Source organism: Streptomyces sp. NBC_01352 (genome assembly GCF_036237295.1).
GTDB lineage: Bacteria > Actinomycetota > Actinomycetes > Streptomycetales > Streptomycetaceae > Streptomyces > Streptomyces plumbiresistens.
Genome location: NZ_CP108354.1, coordinates 6589631 through 6608239 on the forward strand (window position 1 = coordinate 6589631; position 18609 = coordinate 6608239).

Genomic DNA, 18609 nt, shown 5'->3' on the forward strand with positions numbered 1-18609 from the left:
GCCGACGACCGGCACCGCGGCGCGCTCGGTCGACGGGGGCTGTGTCCGGATGACCGAGCGGCACCTGGTGCGGGACGGGGTGGTGAGCGACCCGCCGTCCGCGGAGCAGATCGCGGCGATGCGGGCCGACATCGAGGCGGCCCTCGACCTCGCCGAGCAGACGGTCCCGCTGCGCGAGGCGCACACGCCGGTGGGCCTGGCCGGCTCGGTGACGACGGTCTCGGCGATCGCCCAGGACTTCGGTGGCACTCGACCGAGTGAACCGCCCAGGCCGCCACGCCGGTCATGGACGCCGGGCTCAGACGCCTGAACGGCCCGGCGACCCGGCAGGACAGCCACCGGTGACCGGCGTTCCGGCCTGCCCGTGTTCGCTCACATATGAACCGAGTCACATGAGGTTCCGAAACCTCTCATCCCGCCTCCACTCTTGGTGAGAGCAAAGTTCCCTTCCGGTCACGGTGTGCCACAGGGCGGAAACGCGCCCTCCCTACCTTCGGGACTCAGCCACTCCCTGAACCAAGCCCCGGAGCACCGTGGAGGCGTCATGACAGCCCCTAGCACAGCCCCCGCACCCCCGAGCAGGGGCGGCCGCTGGATCCAGCAGTGGGATCCGGAGGACGAGACCTTCTGGAAGGAAACCGGAGAGAAGGTCGCCCGCCGCAACCTGATCTTCTCCGTCCTTTCCGAGCACATCGGGTTCTCGATCTGGACCATGTGGTCCGTGCTGGTGCTCTTCATGGGCCCGGAGTACGGGCTCACCCCGGCCGACAAGTTCCTGCTGACCTCGATGGTGACGCTGGTCGGCGCCGTCGTCCGCGTCCCCTACACCTTCGCCGTCGCGATCTTCGGCGGACGGAACTGGACGATCGTCTCGGCCGCCCTCCTGCTGGTCCCGACCGTCGCCGCGTTCACGGTGATGGAGCCGGGAACCTCCTTCAACACCTTCCTGCTGGTCGGCCTGCTGGCCGGTATCGGCGGTGGCAACTTCGCGTCGTCGATGACCAACATCAACGCGTTCTTCCCGCTCCGTAAGAAGGGCTGGGCACTCGGCCTCAACGCCGGCGGCGGCAACATCGGCGTGCCGGTGCTCCAGCTGGCCGGACTCGCCGTCATCGGTGCCAGCGGCGGTCCGCGTGTGCTGCTCGGGATCTACATCCCCTTCATCGTCGTCGCCGCCGTCCTCGCCGCGCTCTTCATGGACAACATCGAGAACGTGAAGAACGACACCGGCGCCGCCAAGGACGCCGCGAAGGACGCGCACACCTGGATCATGTCCTTCCTCTACATCGGCACCTTCGGTTCCTTCATCGGCTACAGCTTCGCCTTCGGCCAGGTGCTGACCAACCAGTTCGGCCGGACCCCGCTGGAGGCGGCGTACGTCACCTTCATCGGCCCGCTGCTCGGCTCGCTGATCCGGCCCTTCGGCGGCTGGCTGGCCGACAAGTACGGCGGCGCGAAGATCACGCTGTACAACTACGTAGGCATGGGCGCGGCGACCGCGGTCCTCATCGCCGCCAGCATGGAGAAGTCGCTGGCCCTGTTCACCGTCGCCTTCGTGGTGTTGTTCGTCCTCACCGGCCTCGGCAACGGCTCGACGTACAAGATGATCCCCGGCATCTTCCAGACCAAGGCCGTGGCCAAGGGCCTGGACGGGGAAGCGGCCGCCGCCTACGGGCGTCGTCTCTCCGGTGCCTCCATGGGTCTGATCGGCGCGGTCGGCGCGCTCGGCGGCGTCGGCATCAACCTCGCCTTCCGGCAGTCCTTCCTCTCCTACGGCTCCGGCACCGGCGCCTTCGTCGCCTTCCTCGCCTTCTACGCCGCCTGCTTCGTGGTCACCTGGGCCGTATACCTTCGCCGCTCGGCGTCCCGGTCGCAGGCCACGAGCTCGGCCTCTGAGGCGAAGCCGCAGCTCAGCTACGCGGAGGTGTGACGTAACACCAGCGACATGAAGCCGAACCGAGCCTGTCACGAGCCGTTGACAGGCTCGGTCGGCATGCAGGTGCCACACCTGGTGGCAGGTGCGACGACTCGAGTGCGGGAACGAGAGTTATGTACGAGGTACAGCGACCGGACCATGGACCCCTCGCCGGGTTCACCGTGGGAGTGACGGCCGCACGCCGGGCCGACGAGCTGGGCGCGCTGCTTCAGAGGCGCGGAGCCGCTGTTCTGCATGCCCCTGCCCTGCGCATCGTGCCACTGGCCGACGACAGCGAACTGCTGGCGGCGACCAAGCAGGTCATCGACCAGACCCCGGACATCGTGGTCGCCACGACCGCGATCGGCTTCCGGGGCTGGATCGAGGCCGCCGACGGGTGGGGGCTCGGCGAGACCCTGCTCGACCGGCTGCGCGAGGTCGAGATCCTCGCGCGCGGTCCCAAGGTCAAGGGTTCGATCCGGGCGGCCGGCCTCAACGAGGAGTGGTCGCCGTCGTCCGAGTCCATGGCGGAGGTGCTCGACCGGCTCCTGGAGGAGGGCGTCGACGGCCGCCGTATCGCCGTACAGCTGCACGGCGAGCCGCTGCCCGGCTTCGTGGAGTCGCTGCGGGCCGCAGGGGCCGAGGTCCTGGGCGTCCCCGTGTACCGGTGGATGCCCCCGGAGGACATCGGGCCGGTGGACCGGCTCCTGGACGCGGCCGTCTCGCGCGGCCTGGACGCGGTCACCTTCACCAGCGCCCCCGCCGCCGCCTCCCTGCTCTCCCGCGCCGAGGACCGCCGGCTGCTGCCCGAGCTGCTCGCCGCCCTCAACCACGACGTCCTGCCGGCCTGCGTCGGCCCGGTCACCGCGCTGCCGCTCCAGGCCCAGGGCATCGACACGGTCCAGCCCGAACGCTTCCGGCTCGGCCCCCTCGTCCAGCTCCTGTGCCAGGAGATGCCCGGTCGGGCGCGTTCCCTGCCGATCGCCGGGCACCGGGTGGAGATCCGCGGCCACGCGGTCCTGGTCGACGGCGACCTCAAGCCCGTACCGCCGGCCGGCATGTCCCTCATGCGCGCCCTGTCCCGCCGCCCGGGATGGGTCGTGGCCCGCTCCGAACTGCTGCGGGCACTGCCGGGCGCGGGGCGCGACGAGCACGCCGTCGAGACGGCGATGGCCCGCCTGCGTACGGCCCTGGGCGCGCCGAAGCTGATCCAGACGGTCGTCAAGCGCGGCTACCGGCTGGCCCTGGACCCGTCCGCCGACACGAAGTACGGCGACGCGTAGGGCCTGTCCGCAGGTGCGCTGTCCCGGCACGTACCCGAGACCATGGCCGCGCCCGGCGCGCCTTTGGCGGTGCCGTTCCGTGGTGTGGGCCCCGCCTACCGCCGGTACGAGGGGTTCCGGCCGCAGGAGCGGGCAGGCACTGTAAGAGGGAACGGTTCCTCACCGGGGTGACCCCAAGGCGGTGACAGGCACATGGCATTGGGTACGGCCACGGCCGCGTACGAGCTGCGGTTCGATGCGGGGCGGATCTGCCTGGATCTCCTCGCGACCACCCATCCCGACGAACGCCTCGACTCCGTCGCGGTGCTGCGCGCCTGGATCGCCGGGTCGGGACTCGTCCCGGCGGGCACCGGGCTGGCGCACGCCGACGCGTCCTGGCTCGTCGGCTTCCGTGAACTACGCGAACGCATCGGCCAGTTGGTGCCCGGCGGACTCGCGCCCCAAGGCCTGCCCTACGATCTCGCGCTCGCCCGCGTCAATGAGATCGCCCGCGCCGCGCCGCCCGCGCCGCGTGCCGTGACCTGCGAAGACGGCACGCTGGTGCGCGAGTTGGACGGCCCGCCCGAGTGCGCGGCGCTGCTCGGTGCCGTCGCGCGGGACGTCGTGGAGCTGCTCACGGATCCGGTCATGCGGGCCGGGCTGCGGCAGTGCGAAGGGGACAACTGCCCGATCGTCTACCTGGATACGTCCCGGGGGCGCAGGAGGCGCTGGTGCTCCAGTGAGGTCTGCGGGAACCGGGAGCGGGTGGCCCGGCATCGGCGTCGGGCGGCGGTCACCCGCGCCTGAGTGACCGTTATGTTCCTTCTGTGGAACGGCTGTCGAAGTGATTTCGATTACACGCCGTTTACCTTTGGCGGCCTGCGGGCAGCCGGCGTGATCTTGCCGATGTGGCGGAAATGTAAAGATCACGAGGTGGGAATGTGCGCTCATGTCCGGCCTCGTCACGTCACCCACGAGAAAACTGTCACCCCACGTTGAACATCCAACTCCCCGCGTCCGTACCCGTGGAGGAGCGACCGACTGGGGGAACCCCCGGACATCGGAGGTGGGCGTGCGCAAGGATTCCGTCGTGGCCAATGAACGTGGATCGAGGGCCCGACATCGCATGTCCCAGCCCTCGGAACCTGATGAGGAGCTCATGCGTGCGCTCTACAGAGAACACGCCGGACCCCTGCTCGCCTATGTGCTCCGCCTTGTCGCGGGAGACCGGCAACGTGCCGAGGACGTCGTGCAGGAGACGCTCATCCGTGCCTGGAAGAACGCCGGCCAGCTCAATCGAGCGACCGGATCGGTACGCCCCTGGCTGGTGACGGTCGCCCGGCGCATCGTCATCGACGGCCACCGCAGCCGGCAGGCCCGGCCGCAGGAGGTCGATCCGTCGCCGCTGGAGGTCATCCCCGCGGAGGACGAGATCGACAAGGCGCTGTGGCTGATGACGTTGTCCGACGCGCTCGACGACCTGACCCCGGCTCACCGGGAGGTGCTCGTCGAGACGTACTTCAAGGGGCGTACCGTCAATGAGGCGGCTGAGACGCTTGGTATACCGAGTGGCACCGTGCGCTCCAGGGTCTTCTATGCCCTGCGGTCGATGAAGCTGGCACTGGAGGAGCGGGGGGTGACGGCGTGATGAGTGTGTACGGGGGAAACCAGGGATTCGGTACGGGTGGTGCGGGTATGTCTGGTCCCATGATGGGATCTCCGGGTCCGAACGAGCACGAGACCGTCGGCGCCTACGCCCTCGGCATCCTCGACGACGCCGAAGCAACCGCTTTCGAGGCCCATCTCGCCACCTGCGAATGGTGCGCCCAGCAGCTCGACGAGCTCGCCGGCATGGAACCGATGCTCGCCGCCCTCGCGGACCTGCCCGGCTCCGGCACACCCGCCATCGGCGAGTCGCTGTCCGCCAAGCCCAGCCCGCGGGTCGTGAACAAGCTCGTCGACGAGGTCGCCGAGCGCCGCGCCCGCAAGCGCCGCAAGAGCTTCTACATGGTGGCGGCCGCGGTCGCGCTGATCGTCGGCGGTCCGATCGCCGCGACGGCAGCGACCGGCGGCGACTCGAGCGGTGGCGGCGCCAAGGAGGGCGTGACCCTCTCGGCCACCCCGGCCAAGGACCTGTTCGGCACCATCGAAGACAAGGTCTCGGCGACGGACCCGACGACGGGCGTGAGCGCGACCGTGGCCCTGGCGAAGAAGGACTGGGGCACCGAGTCGGTCCTGGAGCTCAAGAACGTCAAAGGCCCGCTCAAGTGCTCCCTGATCTTCATCGGCGAGAACGGCGAACGGGTGACGGCCTCCAACTGGTCCGTCCCGGCCTGGGGCTACGGCCTCGCGGACGGCAAGACCGAAAAGTCCAAGAACCCGCTCTACATCGTCGGCGGCGCGTCCTTCGCCCCGGACGAGATGAAGGGATTCGAGGTCATGACTCTCGACGGGGACGTGCTCGTCAAGGGCAACGTGTGATCCACTGAGCGCGCACATAGCTTCTCGGGGCCCCCTTCGCGTACGGTTGACGGCTGCCCAGCACGTCAGAAGGGGGCCCGGTGGCCGCTCAGGCTCAGCAGGAAACCGCGGTCGACTCGGTTCAGGACTCCACGCACGATTCCGTGCGTGACCGAGAGATCAGCGTCGAACAGGAACACCTCGACCGGGTGTACCAGCGCCTTGAGGAGAAGATCCACGAGGCCGAGTTCCTCATGAACGACGCGGCCAAGCGTGGCCAGGTCGGTACGCCCGGCGCGCTCGCCGAGCGGGATGCGCAGGTCTTCCGGGCGGGCATCCACCTCAACCGGTTGAACAACGAGTTCGAGGACTTCCTCTTCGGCCGTATCGACCTGCTCCCCGGCAAGGACGGCCAGAAGGGGCCGGACGGCGCCTACACCGCCGTGGAACCGGCGGAGGGCGCGGTCCGCCCGGACAACACCGCCGACATCGCCGAGACCCTGCACATCGGCCGCATCGGCGTCCTCGACCAGGAGTACGCCCCGCTGGTCATCGACTGGCGGGCGCCCGCCGCCGCCCCGTTCTACCGCTCCACGCCGGTCGACCCCGGCCGGGTGGTCCGCCGCCGCGTCATCCGCTCCAAGGGGCGCCGGGTGCTCGGCGTCGAGGACGACCTGATGCGCCCCGAGATCAAGGCACTCCTGGACGGCCGGGAACTGCCCGTGATCGGCGACGGCGCCCTGATGGCCGCCCTCGGCCAGGCCCGCACCCACACCATGCGGGACATCGTGGCGTCCATCCAGGCCGAGCAGGACCTGGTGATCCGCGCCCCCGCCGCCTCCGTGACCTACGTCGAGGGCGGCCCGGGCACCGGCAAGACGGCCGTCGCCCTGCACCGGGCCGCGTACCTGCTCTACCAGGACCGCCGGCGGTACGCGGGCGGCATCCTCATCGTCTCCCCGACCCCGCTGCTCGTGGCGTACACCGAGGGCGTCCTGCCCTCCCTCGGCGAGGAGGGCCAGGTCGCCATCCGCGCGATCGGCTCGCTCGTCGACGGGGCGGAGGCCACGCTGTACGACGCGCCGGCGGTGGCGCGGGCCAAGGGGTCGTACCGCATGCTCAAGGTCCTGCGGAAGGCGGCGCGGGGCGCCCTGGAAGCGGGCTCGGGCGGCGCCACGCGCGCGGACGCCCCCGCCGGACAGCTCGCCCTCGACGACCCGGACCCCGGGCCGCAGGCCCCCACGGGCCCGCCCACCCGGCTCCGCGTGGTCGCCTTCGGGCGCCGCCTGGAGCTGGAGGCCGGCGAGCTGGACGGCATCCGCCAGAACGTGCTCAGCGGCACCGCACCCGTGAACATGCTGCGCCCGCGCGCCCGCAAGCTGCTCCTGGACGCCCTGTGGTCGCGGTCCGGCGCGGGCGGCCGGCACACCGACCCGGAGCTGGCCGCCGAGCTGCGCTCCTCCTTCGACGAGGACGTCAGCGCCGAGGACAGCTTCATCGAGTTCCTGGACGCGTGGTGGCCGGAGCTGACCCCGAAGGCCGTACTCGACGCCATGGCCGACGAGCGGCGCCTCGGCCGCTGGGCCCGGCGGATCCTCAACCCCGGCGAGGTACGCAGGGTCGCCCGCTCCCTCAGACGCGACGGCCTCTCCGTCCACGACATCGCGATGCTGGACGAGCTCCAGTCGATCCTCGGCACCCCGGCCCGCCCCCGCCGCAGGCGCGAGGCCGACCCGCTCGACCTCCTCACCGGCCTCGAGGAGCTGATGCCGGTCCGCGAGGAGTCGCAGCGCGAGCGGGCCGAGCGGCTCGCCCAGGAGCGCGTCGAGTACGCCCACGTCATCGTCGACGAGGCCCAGGACCTCACGCCGATGCAGTGGCGCATGGTCGGCCGCCGCGGCCGGCACGCCACCTGGACGGTCGTCGGCGACCCCGCCCAGTCGTCCTGGTCCGACCCCGACGAGGCGGCCGAGGCCCGCGACGAGGCCCTCGGCAGCCGCCCGCGCCGCCGCTTCCAGCTGACCGTGAACTACCGCAACCCGGCCGAGATCGCCGAGCTGGCCGCGAAGGTGCTGGCGCTGGCGATGCCGGGCGCCGAGTCCCCGTCGGCGGTGCGCTCCACCGGCGTACAGCCACGCTTCGCGGCCGTACCCGCACGGGAATCCCTCGCGAAGACCGTCCGGGCCGAGGCCGCCCGGCTGCTCGACCTCGTCGACGGCACGGTCGGTGTCGTCGTCGCCATGAACCGCCGAGAGGAGGCCAGGCGCTGGCTCGCCGGGCTCGGCGACCGCGTCGTGGCGCTCGGCAGCCTGGAGGCGAAGGGCCTGGAGTACGACGCCACGGTCGTCGTCTCCCCGGCGGAGATCGCGGACGAGTCACCGGCCGGGCTGCGGGTGCTGTACGTGGCACTGACCCGGGCGACGCAGCAGCTCACAGTGGTCTCGGCGGAGCGGGACGCGCCGGACGGCGAGGGAGTTCCGGACCTGCTGAGAGACTGATCCGGAGGAACTCTCGGGACGAATCGGAAGGTACCGGCGCAAAGCGCCGTCGTTGAGGGGTGGCGGTCGGGCGACGGGAGGGACTTACGGGATCCGTTTGTTAGCCTGGGTGTGGCACCGGCCCGATCCAAGCCCCCGGGCCCAACCTTCGTCGCTACGAGCGACCACTTGCCGCGAGGCGAGCATGGCGGGTCGGTGCCGCTGAACGTTCAGCATGTTCGAGAGACCCACGTCACCACGTGACGTGGGTCTCTTTCATGCCCCCGGGCCCGCGAACACAACGTTCGCAATCCCACCCGGCTAACGCCTACTCGACGGTAGGTGCGACGATCGGACGGCATCCAGCGCACAGGTGAAAGCAGAGGAAGTCGGCCATGGCAACGGCGCCCAGCGTCTCCTACTCGATGACGGTCCGGCTGGAGGTGCCCGCGAGCGGAACCGCGGTCTCCCAGCTCACCGGGGCCGTCGAGTCCCACGGAGGCTCGGTCACCGGCCTCGACGTCACCGCGTCCGGACACGAGAAGCTCCGGATCGACGTCACCATCGCGGCCACCTCCACCGCGCACGCCGACGAGATCGTCGAGCAGCTGCGCGACATCGAGGGCGTCACGCTCGGCAAGGTCTCGGACCGTACGTTCCTCATGCACCTCGGCGGCAAGATCGAGATGCAGTCCAAGCACCCGATCCGCAACCGTGACGACCTCTCGATGATCTACACGCCGGGTGTCGCCCGCGTCTGCATGGCCATCGCCGAGAACCCCGAGGACGCCCGCCGCCTCACCATCAAGCGCAACACCGTTGCGGTCGTGACCGACGGCTCGGCGGTCCTGGGCCTCGGCAACATCGGCCCGATGGCCGCCATGCCGGTCATGGAGGGCAAGGCGGCCCTCTTCAAGCGCTTCGCCGACATCGACGCCTGGCCGCTGTGCCTGGACACCCAGGACACCGACGAGATCGTCGCGATCGTCAAAGCGATCGCCCCGGGCTTCGCCGGCATCAACCTCGAGGACATCTCCGCGCCCCGCTGCTTCGAGATCGAGGCCCGGCTGCGCGAGGCCCTCGACATCCCCGTCTTCCACGACGACCAGCACGGCACCGCGATCGTCGTCCTCGCCGCCCTGACGAACGCCCTGCGTGTGGCGGGCAAGGCGATCGAGAACATCCGGGTCGTCATGTCCGGTGCGGGCGCGGCCGGTACGGCCATTCTCAAGCTGCTGATCGCCGCGGGCGTGAAGAACTCCGTCGTCGCCGACATCCACGGCGTCGTGCACGCCGGCCGCGAGGACCTCGTGGACGCCGCCGCGGACTCGCCGCTGCGCTGGATCGCCGACAACACCAACCCCGAGGGCCTGACGGGCACGCTGAAGGAGGCCGTGCACGGCGCGGACGTCTTCATCGGCGTGTCGGCACCCAACGTGCTGGACGGCGACGACGTGGCCGGCATGGCCGACGACGCGATCGTCTTCGCGCTCGCGAACCCCGACCCCGAGGTCGACCCGGCGATCGCCCGCCAGACGGCCGCGGTCGTGGCCACCGGCCGCAGCGACTTCCCGAACCAGATCAACAACGTGCTGGTCTTCCCGGGTGTCTTCCGCGGTCTGCTGGACGCGCAGTCCCGCACGGTGAACACCGAGATGATGATCGCGGCGGCGAAGGCGCTGGCGGACGTGGTGACCGAGGACGAGCTGAACGCGAACTACATCATCCCGAGCGTCTTCAACGAGAAGGTCGCGGGAGCGGTCGCCGGGGCGGTGCGGGAGGCCGCGAAGGCGGCGGGCGCGGCCTCGTAGCCGCCCGGGATCCCTCGCGGGCGCGGCCCGGTTGTGAGGATTGCCACGGCAGGCCTGACACCGGCGCGTCGTGGAACCCGGCCCTCTTGGCCGACGTTTATCGTGTCGGCCAGGCTCAGCCCTCTTTTCGTGTGACTCCCAAGGGTGTTCTCACGACTCCTGGGGGTGCCGGATTGGCTTTCCCGCCGCAGGTAGGGGCAGGATGCGTCTCTGGGCGCGAGGGTCCGGCGACGGACCCGGGTCCCGGTAGTGTCCGAGGGCCCTGGCAGCATCGACTTCGCTGTGCCCAATGTGCGGCTCCGCCGCGTGGCACGCCTCAACAGCAAGAAGAACACGGGAGTAACAACATGAACCGCAGTGAGCTGGTGGCCGCGCTGGCCGACCGCGCCGAGGTCACCCGCAAGGACGCCGACGCCGTTCTGGCCGCGTTCGCCGAGACCGTCGGTGAGATCGTCGCCAAGGGCGACGAGAAGGTCACCATCCCCGGCTTCCTGACCTTCGAGCGCACCCACCGTGCCGCTCGCACCGCGCGCAACCCGCAGACCGGCGACCCGATCCAGATCCCGGCCGGCTACAGCGTGAAGGTCTCCGCCGGCAGCAAGCTCAAGGAAGCCGCCAAGGGCAAGTAAGCCTTCGCGTACGCGACGGGACTTGCGTACGGGGCTCAGCAACGCGAATGGGGCGGCCACCCGGTGAGGGTGGCCGCCCCATCGTCGTCATCAGGCAGTGGCTAACCGAGCGCCTTGCCAGGGAGTTCCAGCTTCTCCATGCTGTGTCTGCCCGGGGGCAACCCCCGGACCCCCGGCCGGGGCCTGTGCTGCTCGGGGCCGGGGCTGCCGGGCTGTGGTCAGCCGAGTGCCTTGCCCGGGGGTTCGACCCTGGCTCCCAGGGCCACCAGCTTCTCCATGCTGTGTCTGCCCGGGGGCAACCCCCGGACCCCCGGCCGGGGCCTGTGCTGCTCGGGGCCGGGGCTGCCGGGCTGTGGTCAGCCGAGTGCCTTACCAGGGAGTTCCACCTTCGCGCCGAGCGCCACCAGCTTCTCCATGAAGTTCTCGTAGCCGCGGTTGATGAGGTCGATGCCGTGGACGCGGGACGTGCCCTGGGCCGCCAGGGCCGCGATGAGGTACGAGAAGCCGCCGCGGAGGTCGGGGATGACCAGGTCGGCGCCCTGGAGGCGGGTGGGGCCGGAGACGACCGCGGAGTGCAGGAAGTTGCGCTGGCCGAAGCGGCAGTTGGAGGCGCCCAGGCACTCGCGGTACAGCTGGATGTGCGCGCCCATCTGGTTCAGCGCGGAGGTGAAGCCGAGGCGGGACTCGTAGACCGTCTCGTGGATGATGGACAGGCCCGTGGCCTGGGTCAGGGCCACCACCAGCGGCTGCTGCCAGTCCGTCTGGAAGCCGGGGTGCACGTCCGTTTCGAGGGCGATGGACTTCAACTGGCCGCCCGGGTGCCAGAAGCGGATGCCCTCGTCGTCGATCTGGAAGGCGCCGCCCACCTTCCGGTAGGTGTTGAGGAACGTCATCATCGAGCGCTGCTGGGCGCCGTGGACGTAGATGTTGCCCTCGGTCGCCAGCGCCGCGGACGCCCACGAGGCGGCCTCCAGGCGGTCCGGGAGGGCGCGGTGGTTGTAGCCGCCGAGCCGGTCCACGCCGGTGACGCGGATCGTGCGGTCGGTGTCCATCGCGATGATGGCGCCCATCTTCTGCAGGACGCAGATGAGGTCCTCGATCTCCGGCTCCACGGCCGCGTTCGAGAGCTCGGTGACACCCTCGGCGAGGACGGCCGTCAGCAGGACCTGCTCGGTCGCGCCGACGGACGGGTACGGCAGCCGGATCTTCGTACCGCGCAGGCGCCGCGGCGCCTCCAGGAACTGACCGTCCGCCCGCTTCTCGATCGTCGCGCCGAACTGCCGCAGCACCTCGAAGTGGAAGTCGATGGGCCGGCCGCCGATGTCGCAGCCGCCGAGACCGGGGATGAACGCGTGCCCGAGGCGGTGCAGCAGCGGGCCGCAGAGGAGGATCGGGATACGGCTCGACCCCGCGTGGGCATCGATGTCGGCGACGTTCGCACTCTCCACGTGCGTCGGATCCATCACCAGCTCGCCCGGCTCCTCACCCGGACGGACCGTCACCCCGTGCAGTTGCAGCAGTCCGCGTACGACACGCACGTCTCGGATGTCCGGAACGTTGCGCAGTCGACTCGGCTCGCTGCCCAGCAGGGCGGCGACCATGGCCTTGGGTACGAGGTTCTTCGCACCGCGGACACGGATCTCGCCCTCCAGCGGGGTTCCGCCGTGGACAAGCAGTACGTCGTCATTGCCGTTGACGGTCATGTATCTCGCGTTCCGATGAGTGGGGCAGGGGCCAGGAGGGAAAGGGTAATCGCCACGCACCCCCCTTCAGTAAGCCCAAGGACGGTCCAGGACCGTCATAGCTCTGTCACAACACGAACGGTTCCGCGTCGGGCACATGGGGTCACCGGCGCAGGGCGTGCGCGTGCGGCGCACCGGTGCGCCCTGAGCTGCATTCACTCACGAACCCGCATTGCCTCCCCGCACATGGGGAAGATGCGGGATCATGTCTGGCATGACCGAGGTGTCCTCGCTCACAGGGCGGTTGCTCGTGGCAACGCCCGCCCTGGCGGACCCGAACTTCGACCGCGCGGTGGTGCTCCTTCTCGACCACGACGAGGAGGGCTCCCTCGGTGTCGTCCTCAACCGCCCGACCCCGGTGGACGTGGGGGACATCCTGGAGGGCTGGGCGGAGCTCGCCGGCGAACCCGGGGTGGTCTTCCAGGGCGGCCCGGTCTCCCTGGACTCGGCCCTCGGGGTGGCCGTCATCCCGGGCGGCGCGTCGGTCGACGGGGCCCCGCTGGGCTGGCGCCGGGTGCACGGCGCGATCGGTCTGGTCGACCTGGAGGCCCCGCCGGAACTGCTCGCCTCGGCGCTGGGCAGCCTGCGGATCTTCGCCGGGTACGCCGGCTGGGGCCCGGGCCAGCTGGAGGACGAGCTGGTGGAGGGCGCCTGGTACGTCGTCGAGTCCGAGCCCGGCGACGTCTCCTCCCCGGCCCCGGAAAGACTCTGGCGCGAGGTCCTGCGCCGCCAGCGCAACGAGCTCGCGATGGTGGCGACGTATCCGGACGACCCTTCGCTCAACTGATGCGTGTGAGCTTCAGTACCCTGGCTGTTATGAGCACTCTTGAGCCTGAGCCCCAGCCGCAGCGAGGTACTGGGACGGGAACCCTCGTAGAGCCGGCGCCGCAGGTGTCCCACGGCGACGGCGACCACGAGCGCTTCGCCCACTACGTCCAGAAGGACAAGATCATGGCGAGCGCCCTCGACGGCACCCCCGTCGTGGCGCTGTGCGGCAAGGTCTGGGTGCCGGGCCGCGACCCGAAGAAGTACCCGGTGTGTCCCATGTGCAAGGAGATCTACGAGTCCATGGGAGCCGGTGGCGACGACGACAAGGGCAAGGGCGGCGACAAGTAGTTCTTTCCGGCCGGTCCGGCCGGGGTAGTGCTTCCGGCCGGGACAGTCCTTTCCGGCCGAGGTCCGTGTGGCCCCCGAGGCGCGTTTTCATGCGCCTCGGGGGCCTTTGTCGTGTTCTGTCGTTGCACGGGGTGCGTCACCTGGTCACAGAGTGGTTGAGACCTCTTGTCGGCATGTTCATGTAGTCCCTAGCCTCCGTTGTGTTGTGCAGAGCGAAACCTTCATTGCATATGTTGCAACGCTCGGAGGAACCAGTCCATGAAGCTCTCGCCCCGACTCCCCGCTCTTCTCCTGGCCGCTCTCGTCGTCACGGCCTGCGCCCCCCAGACGTCCGACAACGCCTCCTCCGACAAGGACGAGGAGACCGGCACCCTGCGCGTCTGGCTCTTCCAGGAGGTCGGCAACGACCCGAAGCAGAAGGTCGTCGACTCCGTCGTCGCCGACTTCGAGAAGGCCCACAAGGGCACCGAGGTCGACGTCGAGTACATCCCGATCGACACCCGCGCCCAGCGCGTCAAGGCCGCCTTCAACGACCCGAAGTCCGCTCCCGACGTCATGGAGTACGGCAACACCGACACGGCCGGCTATGTGAAGGACGGCGGACTCCTCGACGTCACCAAGGAGTTCGGCGACTGGAGCGAGGCCAAGGACACCGACCCCACCGCGAAGCAGTCGGTCACCGTGGACGGCAAGCTCTACGGCGCGCCCTTCTACGTCGGCGTCCGCGCCCTGTACTACCGCACCGACGTCTTCGACGAACTCGGACTCGAACTCCCGACGACCATGGCCGAACTCGCCTCCACCGCCCGCGAGATCCGCACGGCCAGACCCGACCTGTACGGCCTCGTCGTCGGCGGCGCCTACATGTACGGCGCGATGCCCTTCGTCTGGGCCAACGGCGGCGAGCTCGCCACCGGCAAGGGCGGGTCGTACGCCTCCGCCATCGACAGCGCGGCGGCCCAGAAGGGCATCAAGGCGTACACGTCCCTCTTCGGCGACGACAACTGTCCCGCCGCCAAGTGCGCGGGGATGGGCGGCAACGACACCATCACCGCGTTCGCCGCGGGCAAGGCGGCCATGGCGATCGGCGGCGACTTCAGCCACACCGCCGTCGAGGCCGGGAAGGTGAAGGGCAAGTACGCGGTGGTGCCGCTGCCCGGGGTCAGCCCGGGCTCGATCGCCCCGGCGTTCGCCGGCGGCAACAACATCGGCGTACTGAAGAGCACCTCGCACCGCACGCTCGCCGTCGAGCTGATGGAACAGCTCGCCTCGAAGAAGACGCAGACCGAGCTCTTCGACGCGATGGGCTTCCTGCCGACCTTCGGGGACGTACGGCAGGAGGTCGCGGCGAAGGAGCCGTTCGTGAAGCCGTTCGTGGAGACCCTCGCCGCGGGCACCAAGTTCGTCCCCGCCTCGCCGGCCTGGTCGCAGATCGACTCCTCGCTGGTCCTGCCGACCATGTTCCAGGAGGTCATCAGCGGCAAGAAGGACGTGGCGGCGGCCTCGAAGGACGCGGCGACGAAGATGGACGACGCGTTCGGCTCCGCCGGGTGACGCCGGTGCCTGAGAGCTCGGGGCTTTCGGGTCGTTGGCGGCTGCGGGTCGTGGGGGGCTGGTCGCGCCCACGCGGCGGTAGCCGCAGATCCAACACAGCCCCGCGCCCCTGGGGGCGTATAAGTACCCCCTGGCTGTATCTCGCCCCCGCCCTCGTCGTCCTCGGTGGGCTGCTCGTCTACCCGATCTACCAGCTGGGCCTGATCTCGTTCTTCCAGTACACCCAGGCCCAGGTCAGCGGCGGCGAACCGACCACTTTCGAGGGATTCGGCAACTACGCAGAACTGTTCGGGGACGAGCAGTTCTGGCAGGTGCTGCTGGCGACGGTCCTCTTCGCGGCGGCCTGTGTCGTGTCGACGCTGGCGGTCGGCTGCGCGCTCGCCGTACTGCTCACCCGCGTGCGGGCCCTGCCCCGGCTCGTCCTGATGCTGGCCGCGCTGGGCGCCTGGGCGACCCCGGCCGTCACCGGCTCCACGGTGTGGCTGCTCCTCTTCGACCCGGACTTCGGGCCCGTGAACCGGGTCCTGGGACTCGGCGACCACTCGTGGACGTACGGCCGCTACAGCGCCTTCTTCCTCGTCCTGCTCGAAGTGGTGTGGTGCTCCTTCCCGTTCGTCATGGTCACGGTGTACGCCGGTATCCGCGCCGTCCCGGGCGAGGTGCTGGAGGCCGCCGCCCTGGACGGCGCCTCGCAGTGGCGCATCTGGCGCTCGGTCCTCGCGCCGATGCTCCGGCCGATCCTGACCGTCGTCACCATCCAGTCGGTCATCTGGGACTTCAAGGTCTTCACCCAGATCTACGTCATGACGAACGGCGGCGGCATCGCCGGCCAGAACCTCGTCCTGAACGTGTACGCCTACCAGCAGGCCTTCGCGTCATCGAAGTACAGCCTCGGCTCCGCGATCGGCGTGGTGATGCTGCTGCTCCTGCTCGCCGCCACGCTCGTGTACCTGAGGCTGCTGCGCCGGCAGGGGGAGGAACTGTGAATCTTGCACGTCTGAGAGTGCAGCGCCCGTGGCGGCTGGCCGCCGAGGCCTCGGCGCTGCTGATCGCGGTCGTCGTCGCCTTCCCCCTCTACTGGATGGTGCTCAGCGCCTTCAAACCGGCCGGGGAGATCGAGTCGTCCGAGCCCCGGCCCTGGACGCTCGCGCCCTCCCTGGACTCCTTCCGGCGGGTCTTCGGGCAGCAGGAATTCGGCCGTTACTTCCTCAACAGCCTGGTCGTGGCGTGCACGGTCGTGATCGTCTCGGCACTGATCGCGTTTCTCGCGGCGACCGCCGTGACGCGATTCCGGTTCCGCTTCCGGACCACCTTGCTGATCATGTTTCTGGTGGCGCAGATGGTGCCCGTGGAGGCCCTGACGATCCCCTTGTTCTTCCTCATGCGGGACTTCGGGCAGCTGAACACACTGGGCGCGCTGATCCTGCCGCACATCGCCTTCTCGCTGCCCTTCGCGATCTGGATGCTGCGCGGTTTCGTGAAAGCCGTACCGGAGGCGCTGGAGGAGGCCGCGTACATCGACGGGGCGAGCCGTGCGCGATTCCTGTGGCAGATCCTTTTCCCGCTGGTCTTCCCCGGGCTTGTGGCCACCAGCGTGTTTTCCTTCATCTCGGCCTGGAACGACTTCCTGTTCGCCAAGTCCTTCATCATCAGCGACACCTCGCAGTCGACCCTGCCGATGGCGCTGCTCGTCTTCTACAAGCCGGACGACCCGGACTGGGGTGGTGTGATGGCCGCCTCCACGGTGATGACCATTCCGGTACTGATCTTCTTCGTACTCGTACAGCGACGACTGGTCTCCGGGCTGGGCGGAGCGGTTAAGGACTGACGTGACTTTGACGACGGGATTGATTCCGGCGCCCGCGACGTGGAGGGACATCGACTCGGCGGGCGGTTTCGTGATCGACGAGGCCACCGTGATCGACGCCGGTCCCGGTACCGAGGTGACCGCCCGCTGGCTGCGCGGCGTGCTCGGCGCCGCGACGGGGCTCGCGCTGCCGCCCGGCGCGGGGGACGACGGCGAGACCGTCCGGCTGCGCGTCCAGCCCGAGGACGCCGGCCACCTCGGCGCGGAGGGCTACAAGCTGTACGTCAACGGGGACGACATCACCATCCACGGCGGAGGACCGGCCGGGGTGTTCTGGGGCGCGCAGACACTCCGTCAGCTGCTCGGTCCCGATGCCTTCCGGCGGGCTCCCGTCGCCCCCGGCCGGCAGTGGCTCGTACCCGGCACATTCGTCGAGGACACCCCCCGCTTCCGCTGGCGCGGCCTGATGCTCGACGTGGCCCGGCACTTCATGCCGAAGGAGGGGGTCCTGCGCTACCTCGACCTGATGGCGGCGCACAAACTCAACGTCTTCCACTTCCACTTGACGGACGACCAGGGCTGGCGCGTAGAGATCAAGCGGTACCCGAAGCTGACGGAGACCGGCTCCTGGCGGGCGCGGACGAAATTCGGTCACCGGGCCTCACCGCTGTGGGAGGAGAAGCCGCACGGCGGCTACTACACCCAGGACGACATCCGGGAGATCGTCGCCTACGCCGCCGAGCGGCATATCACCGTCGTCCCCGAAATCGACGTACCCGGCCACTCGCAGGCCGCCATCGCCGCGTACCCGGAACTCGGCAACACCGACGTCATCGACACGACCTCCCTCTCGGTCTGGGACAGTTGGGGCATCTCTCTGAACGTACTCGCACCCTCTGACAACACCCTTCGCTTCTACGAGGGGGTGTTCGAGGAACTGCTGGAGCTGTTCCCCTCCGAGTTCATTCACATCGGCGGCGACGAATGCGCCAAGGAGCAGTGGCGGGAGTCGCCCTTCGTCCAGGCCCGTATCGCAGAACTCGGACTCGCGGACGAGGACGAGTTGCAGTCCTGGTTCATCGGACACTTCGACACGTGGCTCTCCGCGCGCGGGCGCAGGCTCATCGGCTGGGACGAGATCCTGGAGGGCGGTCTCGCGGACGGGGCGGCGGTTTCCTCGTGGCGTGGGTACCAGGGCGGGATCGCCGCCGCGCGGGCCGGACACGACGTCGTCATGTGCCCGGAGCAGCAGGTGTACCTGGACTACCGGCAGGACGCGGGCGCGGACGAGCCGGTCCCCATCGCCTACGTCCGCACACTGGAGGACGTCTATCGGTTCGAACCCGTTCCACCGGAGTTGACGCCCGAGGAGGCCGCGCACGTCCTCGGCGCGCAGGCCAACGTGTGGACCGAGGTGATGGAGGACCAAGGGCGTGTGGACTACCAGACCTTCCCCCGGCTGGCGGCCTTCGCGGAAGTGGCCTGGAGTCCCCTGACCGCCCCGGCGGCACGGGACTTCGCCGACTTCGAGCGGCGGATGGCCGTCCACTACCGGCGACTTGACGCCCTGGGGGTCGGCTACCGGCCGCCGGCGGGGCCCCTGCCGTGGCAGCGGCGGCCCGGTGTGCTCGGCCGCCCGATCGACGGACCGCCCCCGAACAGGTAAGGGAGAAAACCCGCAAGAGTCAACGAAGAGTGTCAATCAGTACGCACCGGTGATGCCGTACGAAAACGGACCATCTCCCTGGTGAGGTGGGCGAATGCCTCCTAGCGGACCCCCGCGCTCGGGTCCTGCGAAGATGTGCCAGAGTTGCCACGTCCGCCCTGTCAGCACGT

15 protein-coding genes and 1 pseudogene are annotated in these 18609 nt (G+C 69.7%); 15 read left to right on the forward strand and 1 reads right to left on the reverse strand.

Annotated elements, in window-relative coordinates:
* Positions 1 to 16: 16 nt before the first annotated feature.
* The 9 genes and pseudogenes from OG252_RS30660 to OG252_RS30700 all read left to right on the forward strand — a co-directional run.
* A pseudogene (locus OG252_RS30660) lies at positions 17 to 238 on the forward strand (exopolyphosphatase); the annotation flags it as partial.
* Between the two features lie 306 nt (positions 239 to 544).
* A complete protein-coding gene (locus tag OG252_RS30665) occupies positions 545 to 1930 on the forward strand; it encodes a nitrate/nitrite transporter (RefSeq protein WP_266438840.1) in 1386 nt (461 codons plus the stop codon).
* A 119-nt stretch (positions 1931 to 2049) separates the two neighbouring features.
* Entirely contained in the window at positions 2050 to 3198 is a 1149-nt protein-coding gene (locus tag OG252_RS30670; RefSeq protein WP_266438842.1) for a uroporphyrinogen-III synthase, read from the forward strand.
* Positions 3199 to 3390: 192 nt separating this feature from the next.
* Positions 3391 to 3984 carry a CGNR zinc finger domain-containing protein gene (locus OG252_RS30675; RefSeq protein WP_329340154.1) on the forward strand — a complete coding sequence of 198 codons (594 nt, stop codon included), beginning with the start codon at positions 3391 to 3393 and terminating at the stop codon, positions 3982 to 3984.
* Positions 3985 to 4303: 319 nt separating this feature from the next.
* Entirely contained in the window at positions 4304 to 4825 is a 522-nt protein-coding gene (locus OG252_RS30680; RefSeq protein ID WP_010039908.1) for a sigma-70 family RNA polymerase sigma factor, read from the forward strand.
* Complete coding sequence (locus OG252_RS30685) at positions 4825 to 5658, forward strand: anti-sigma factor family protein (RefSeq protein WP_323186045.1); 834 nt, start codon at positions 4825 to 4827, stop codon at positions 5656 to 5658. The genes OG252_RS30680 and OG252_RS30685 overlap by 1 nt, the downstream gene beginning before the upstream one ends.
* Before the next feature lie 80 nt (positions 5659 to 5738).
* On the forward strand, positions 5739 to 8135 hold the full coding sequence (locus tag OG252_RS30690) for a HelD family protein (protein ID WP_329340156.1): 2397 nt from the start codon (positions 5739 to 5741) through the stop codon (positions 8133 to 8135).
* Positions 8136 to 8509: 374 nt separating this feature from the next.
* Positions 8510 to 9925, forward strand: a complete 1416-nt coding sequence (locus tag OG252_RS30695; protein WP_266438852.1) for an NAD-dependent malic enzyme — start codon at positions 8510 to 8512, stop codon at positions 9923 to 9925.
* A 347-nt stretch (positions 9926 to 10272) separates the two neighbouring features.
* On the forward strand, positions 10273 to 10554 hold the full coding sequence (locus tag OG252_RS30700; protein ID WP_007382399.1) for an HU family DNA-binding protein: 282 nt from the start codon (positions 10273 to 10275) through the stop codon (positions 10552 to 10554).
* Positions 10555 to 10910: 356 nt separating this feature from the next.
* Here OG252_RS30700 and murA read toward each other — a convergent pair whose 3' ends face one another.
* On the reverse strand, positions 10911 to 12257 hold the full coding sequence (gene murA, locus OG252_RS30705; protein ID WP_266438854.1) for a UDP-N-acetylglucosamine 1-carboxyvinyltransferase: 1347 nt from the start codon (positions 12255 to 12257) through the stop codon (positions 10911 to 10913).
* A 253-nt stretch (positions 12258 to 12510) separates the two neighbouring features.
* On the opposite strand from murA, the gene OG252_RS30710 reads away from it, so the two are divergent.
* The 6 genes from OG252_RS30710 to OG252_RS30735 all read left to right on the forward strand — a co-directional run bounded on the left by OG252_RS30710 (position 12511) and on the right by OG252_RS30735 (position 18439).
* On the forward strand, positions 12511 to 13083 hold the full coding sequence (locus OG252_RS30710) for a YqgE/AlgH family protein (RefSeq protein ID WP_266438858.1): 573 nt from the start codon (positions 12511 to 12513) through the stop codon (positions 13081 to 13083).
* A 29-nt stretch (positions 13084 to 13112) separates the two neighbouring features.
* The gene (locus OG252_RS30715) at positions 13113 to 13412 is read left to right on the forward strand and encodes a DUF3039 domain-containing protein (protein ID WP_266438861.1); all 300 of its coding nucleotides are present in this window, start codon (positions 13113 to 13115) and stop codon (positions 13410 to 13412) included.
* A gap of 258 nt (positions 13413 to 13670) precedes the next feature.
* On the forward strand, positions 13671 to 14966 hold the full coding sequence (locus OG252_RS30720) for an extracellular solute-binding protein (protein WP_266438863.1): 1296 nt from the start codon (positions 13671 to 13673) through the stop codon (positions 14964 to 14966).
* Positions 14967 to 15007: 41 nt separating this feature from the next.
* Positions 15008 to 15952, forward strand: coding sequence for a carbohydrate ABC transporter permease (locus OG252_RS30725; RefSeq protein ID WP_406498968.1), 945 nt, complete (start codon positions 15008 to 15010; stop codon positions 15950 to 15952).
* Positions 15949 to 16794: a carbohydrate ABC transporter permease gene (locus tag OG252_RS30730; protein ID WP_266438866.1), complete on the forward strand. Its 846-nt coding sequence runs from the start codon at positions 15949 to 15951 to the stop codon at positions 16792 to 16794. The genes OG252_RS30725 and OG252_RS30730 overlap by 4 nt, the downstream gene beginning before the upstream one ends.
* Position 16795: 1 nt before the next feature.
* Positions 16796 to 18439: a beta-N-acetylhexosaminidase gene (locus tag OG252_RS30735; protein WP_329340160.1), complete on the forward strand. Its 1644-nt coding sequence runs from the start codon at positions 16796 to 16798 to the stop codon at positions 18437 to 18439.
* The last annotated feature ends 170 nt before the right edge of the window (positions 18440 to 18609 follow it).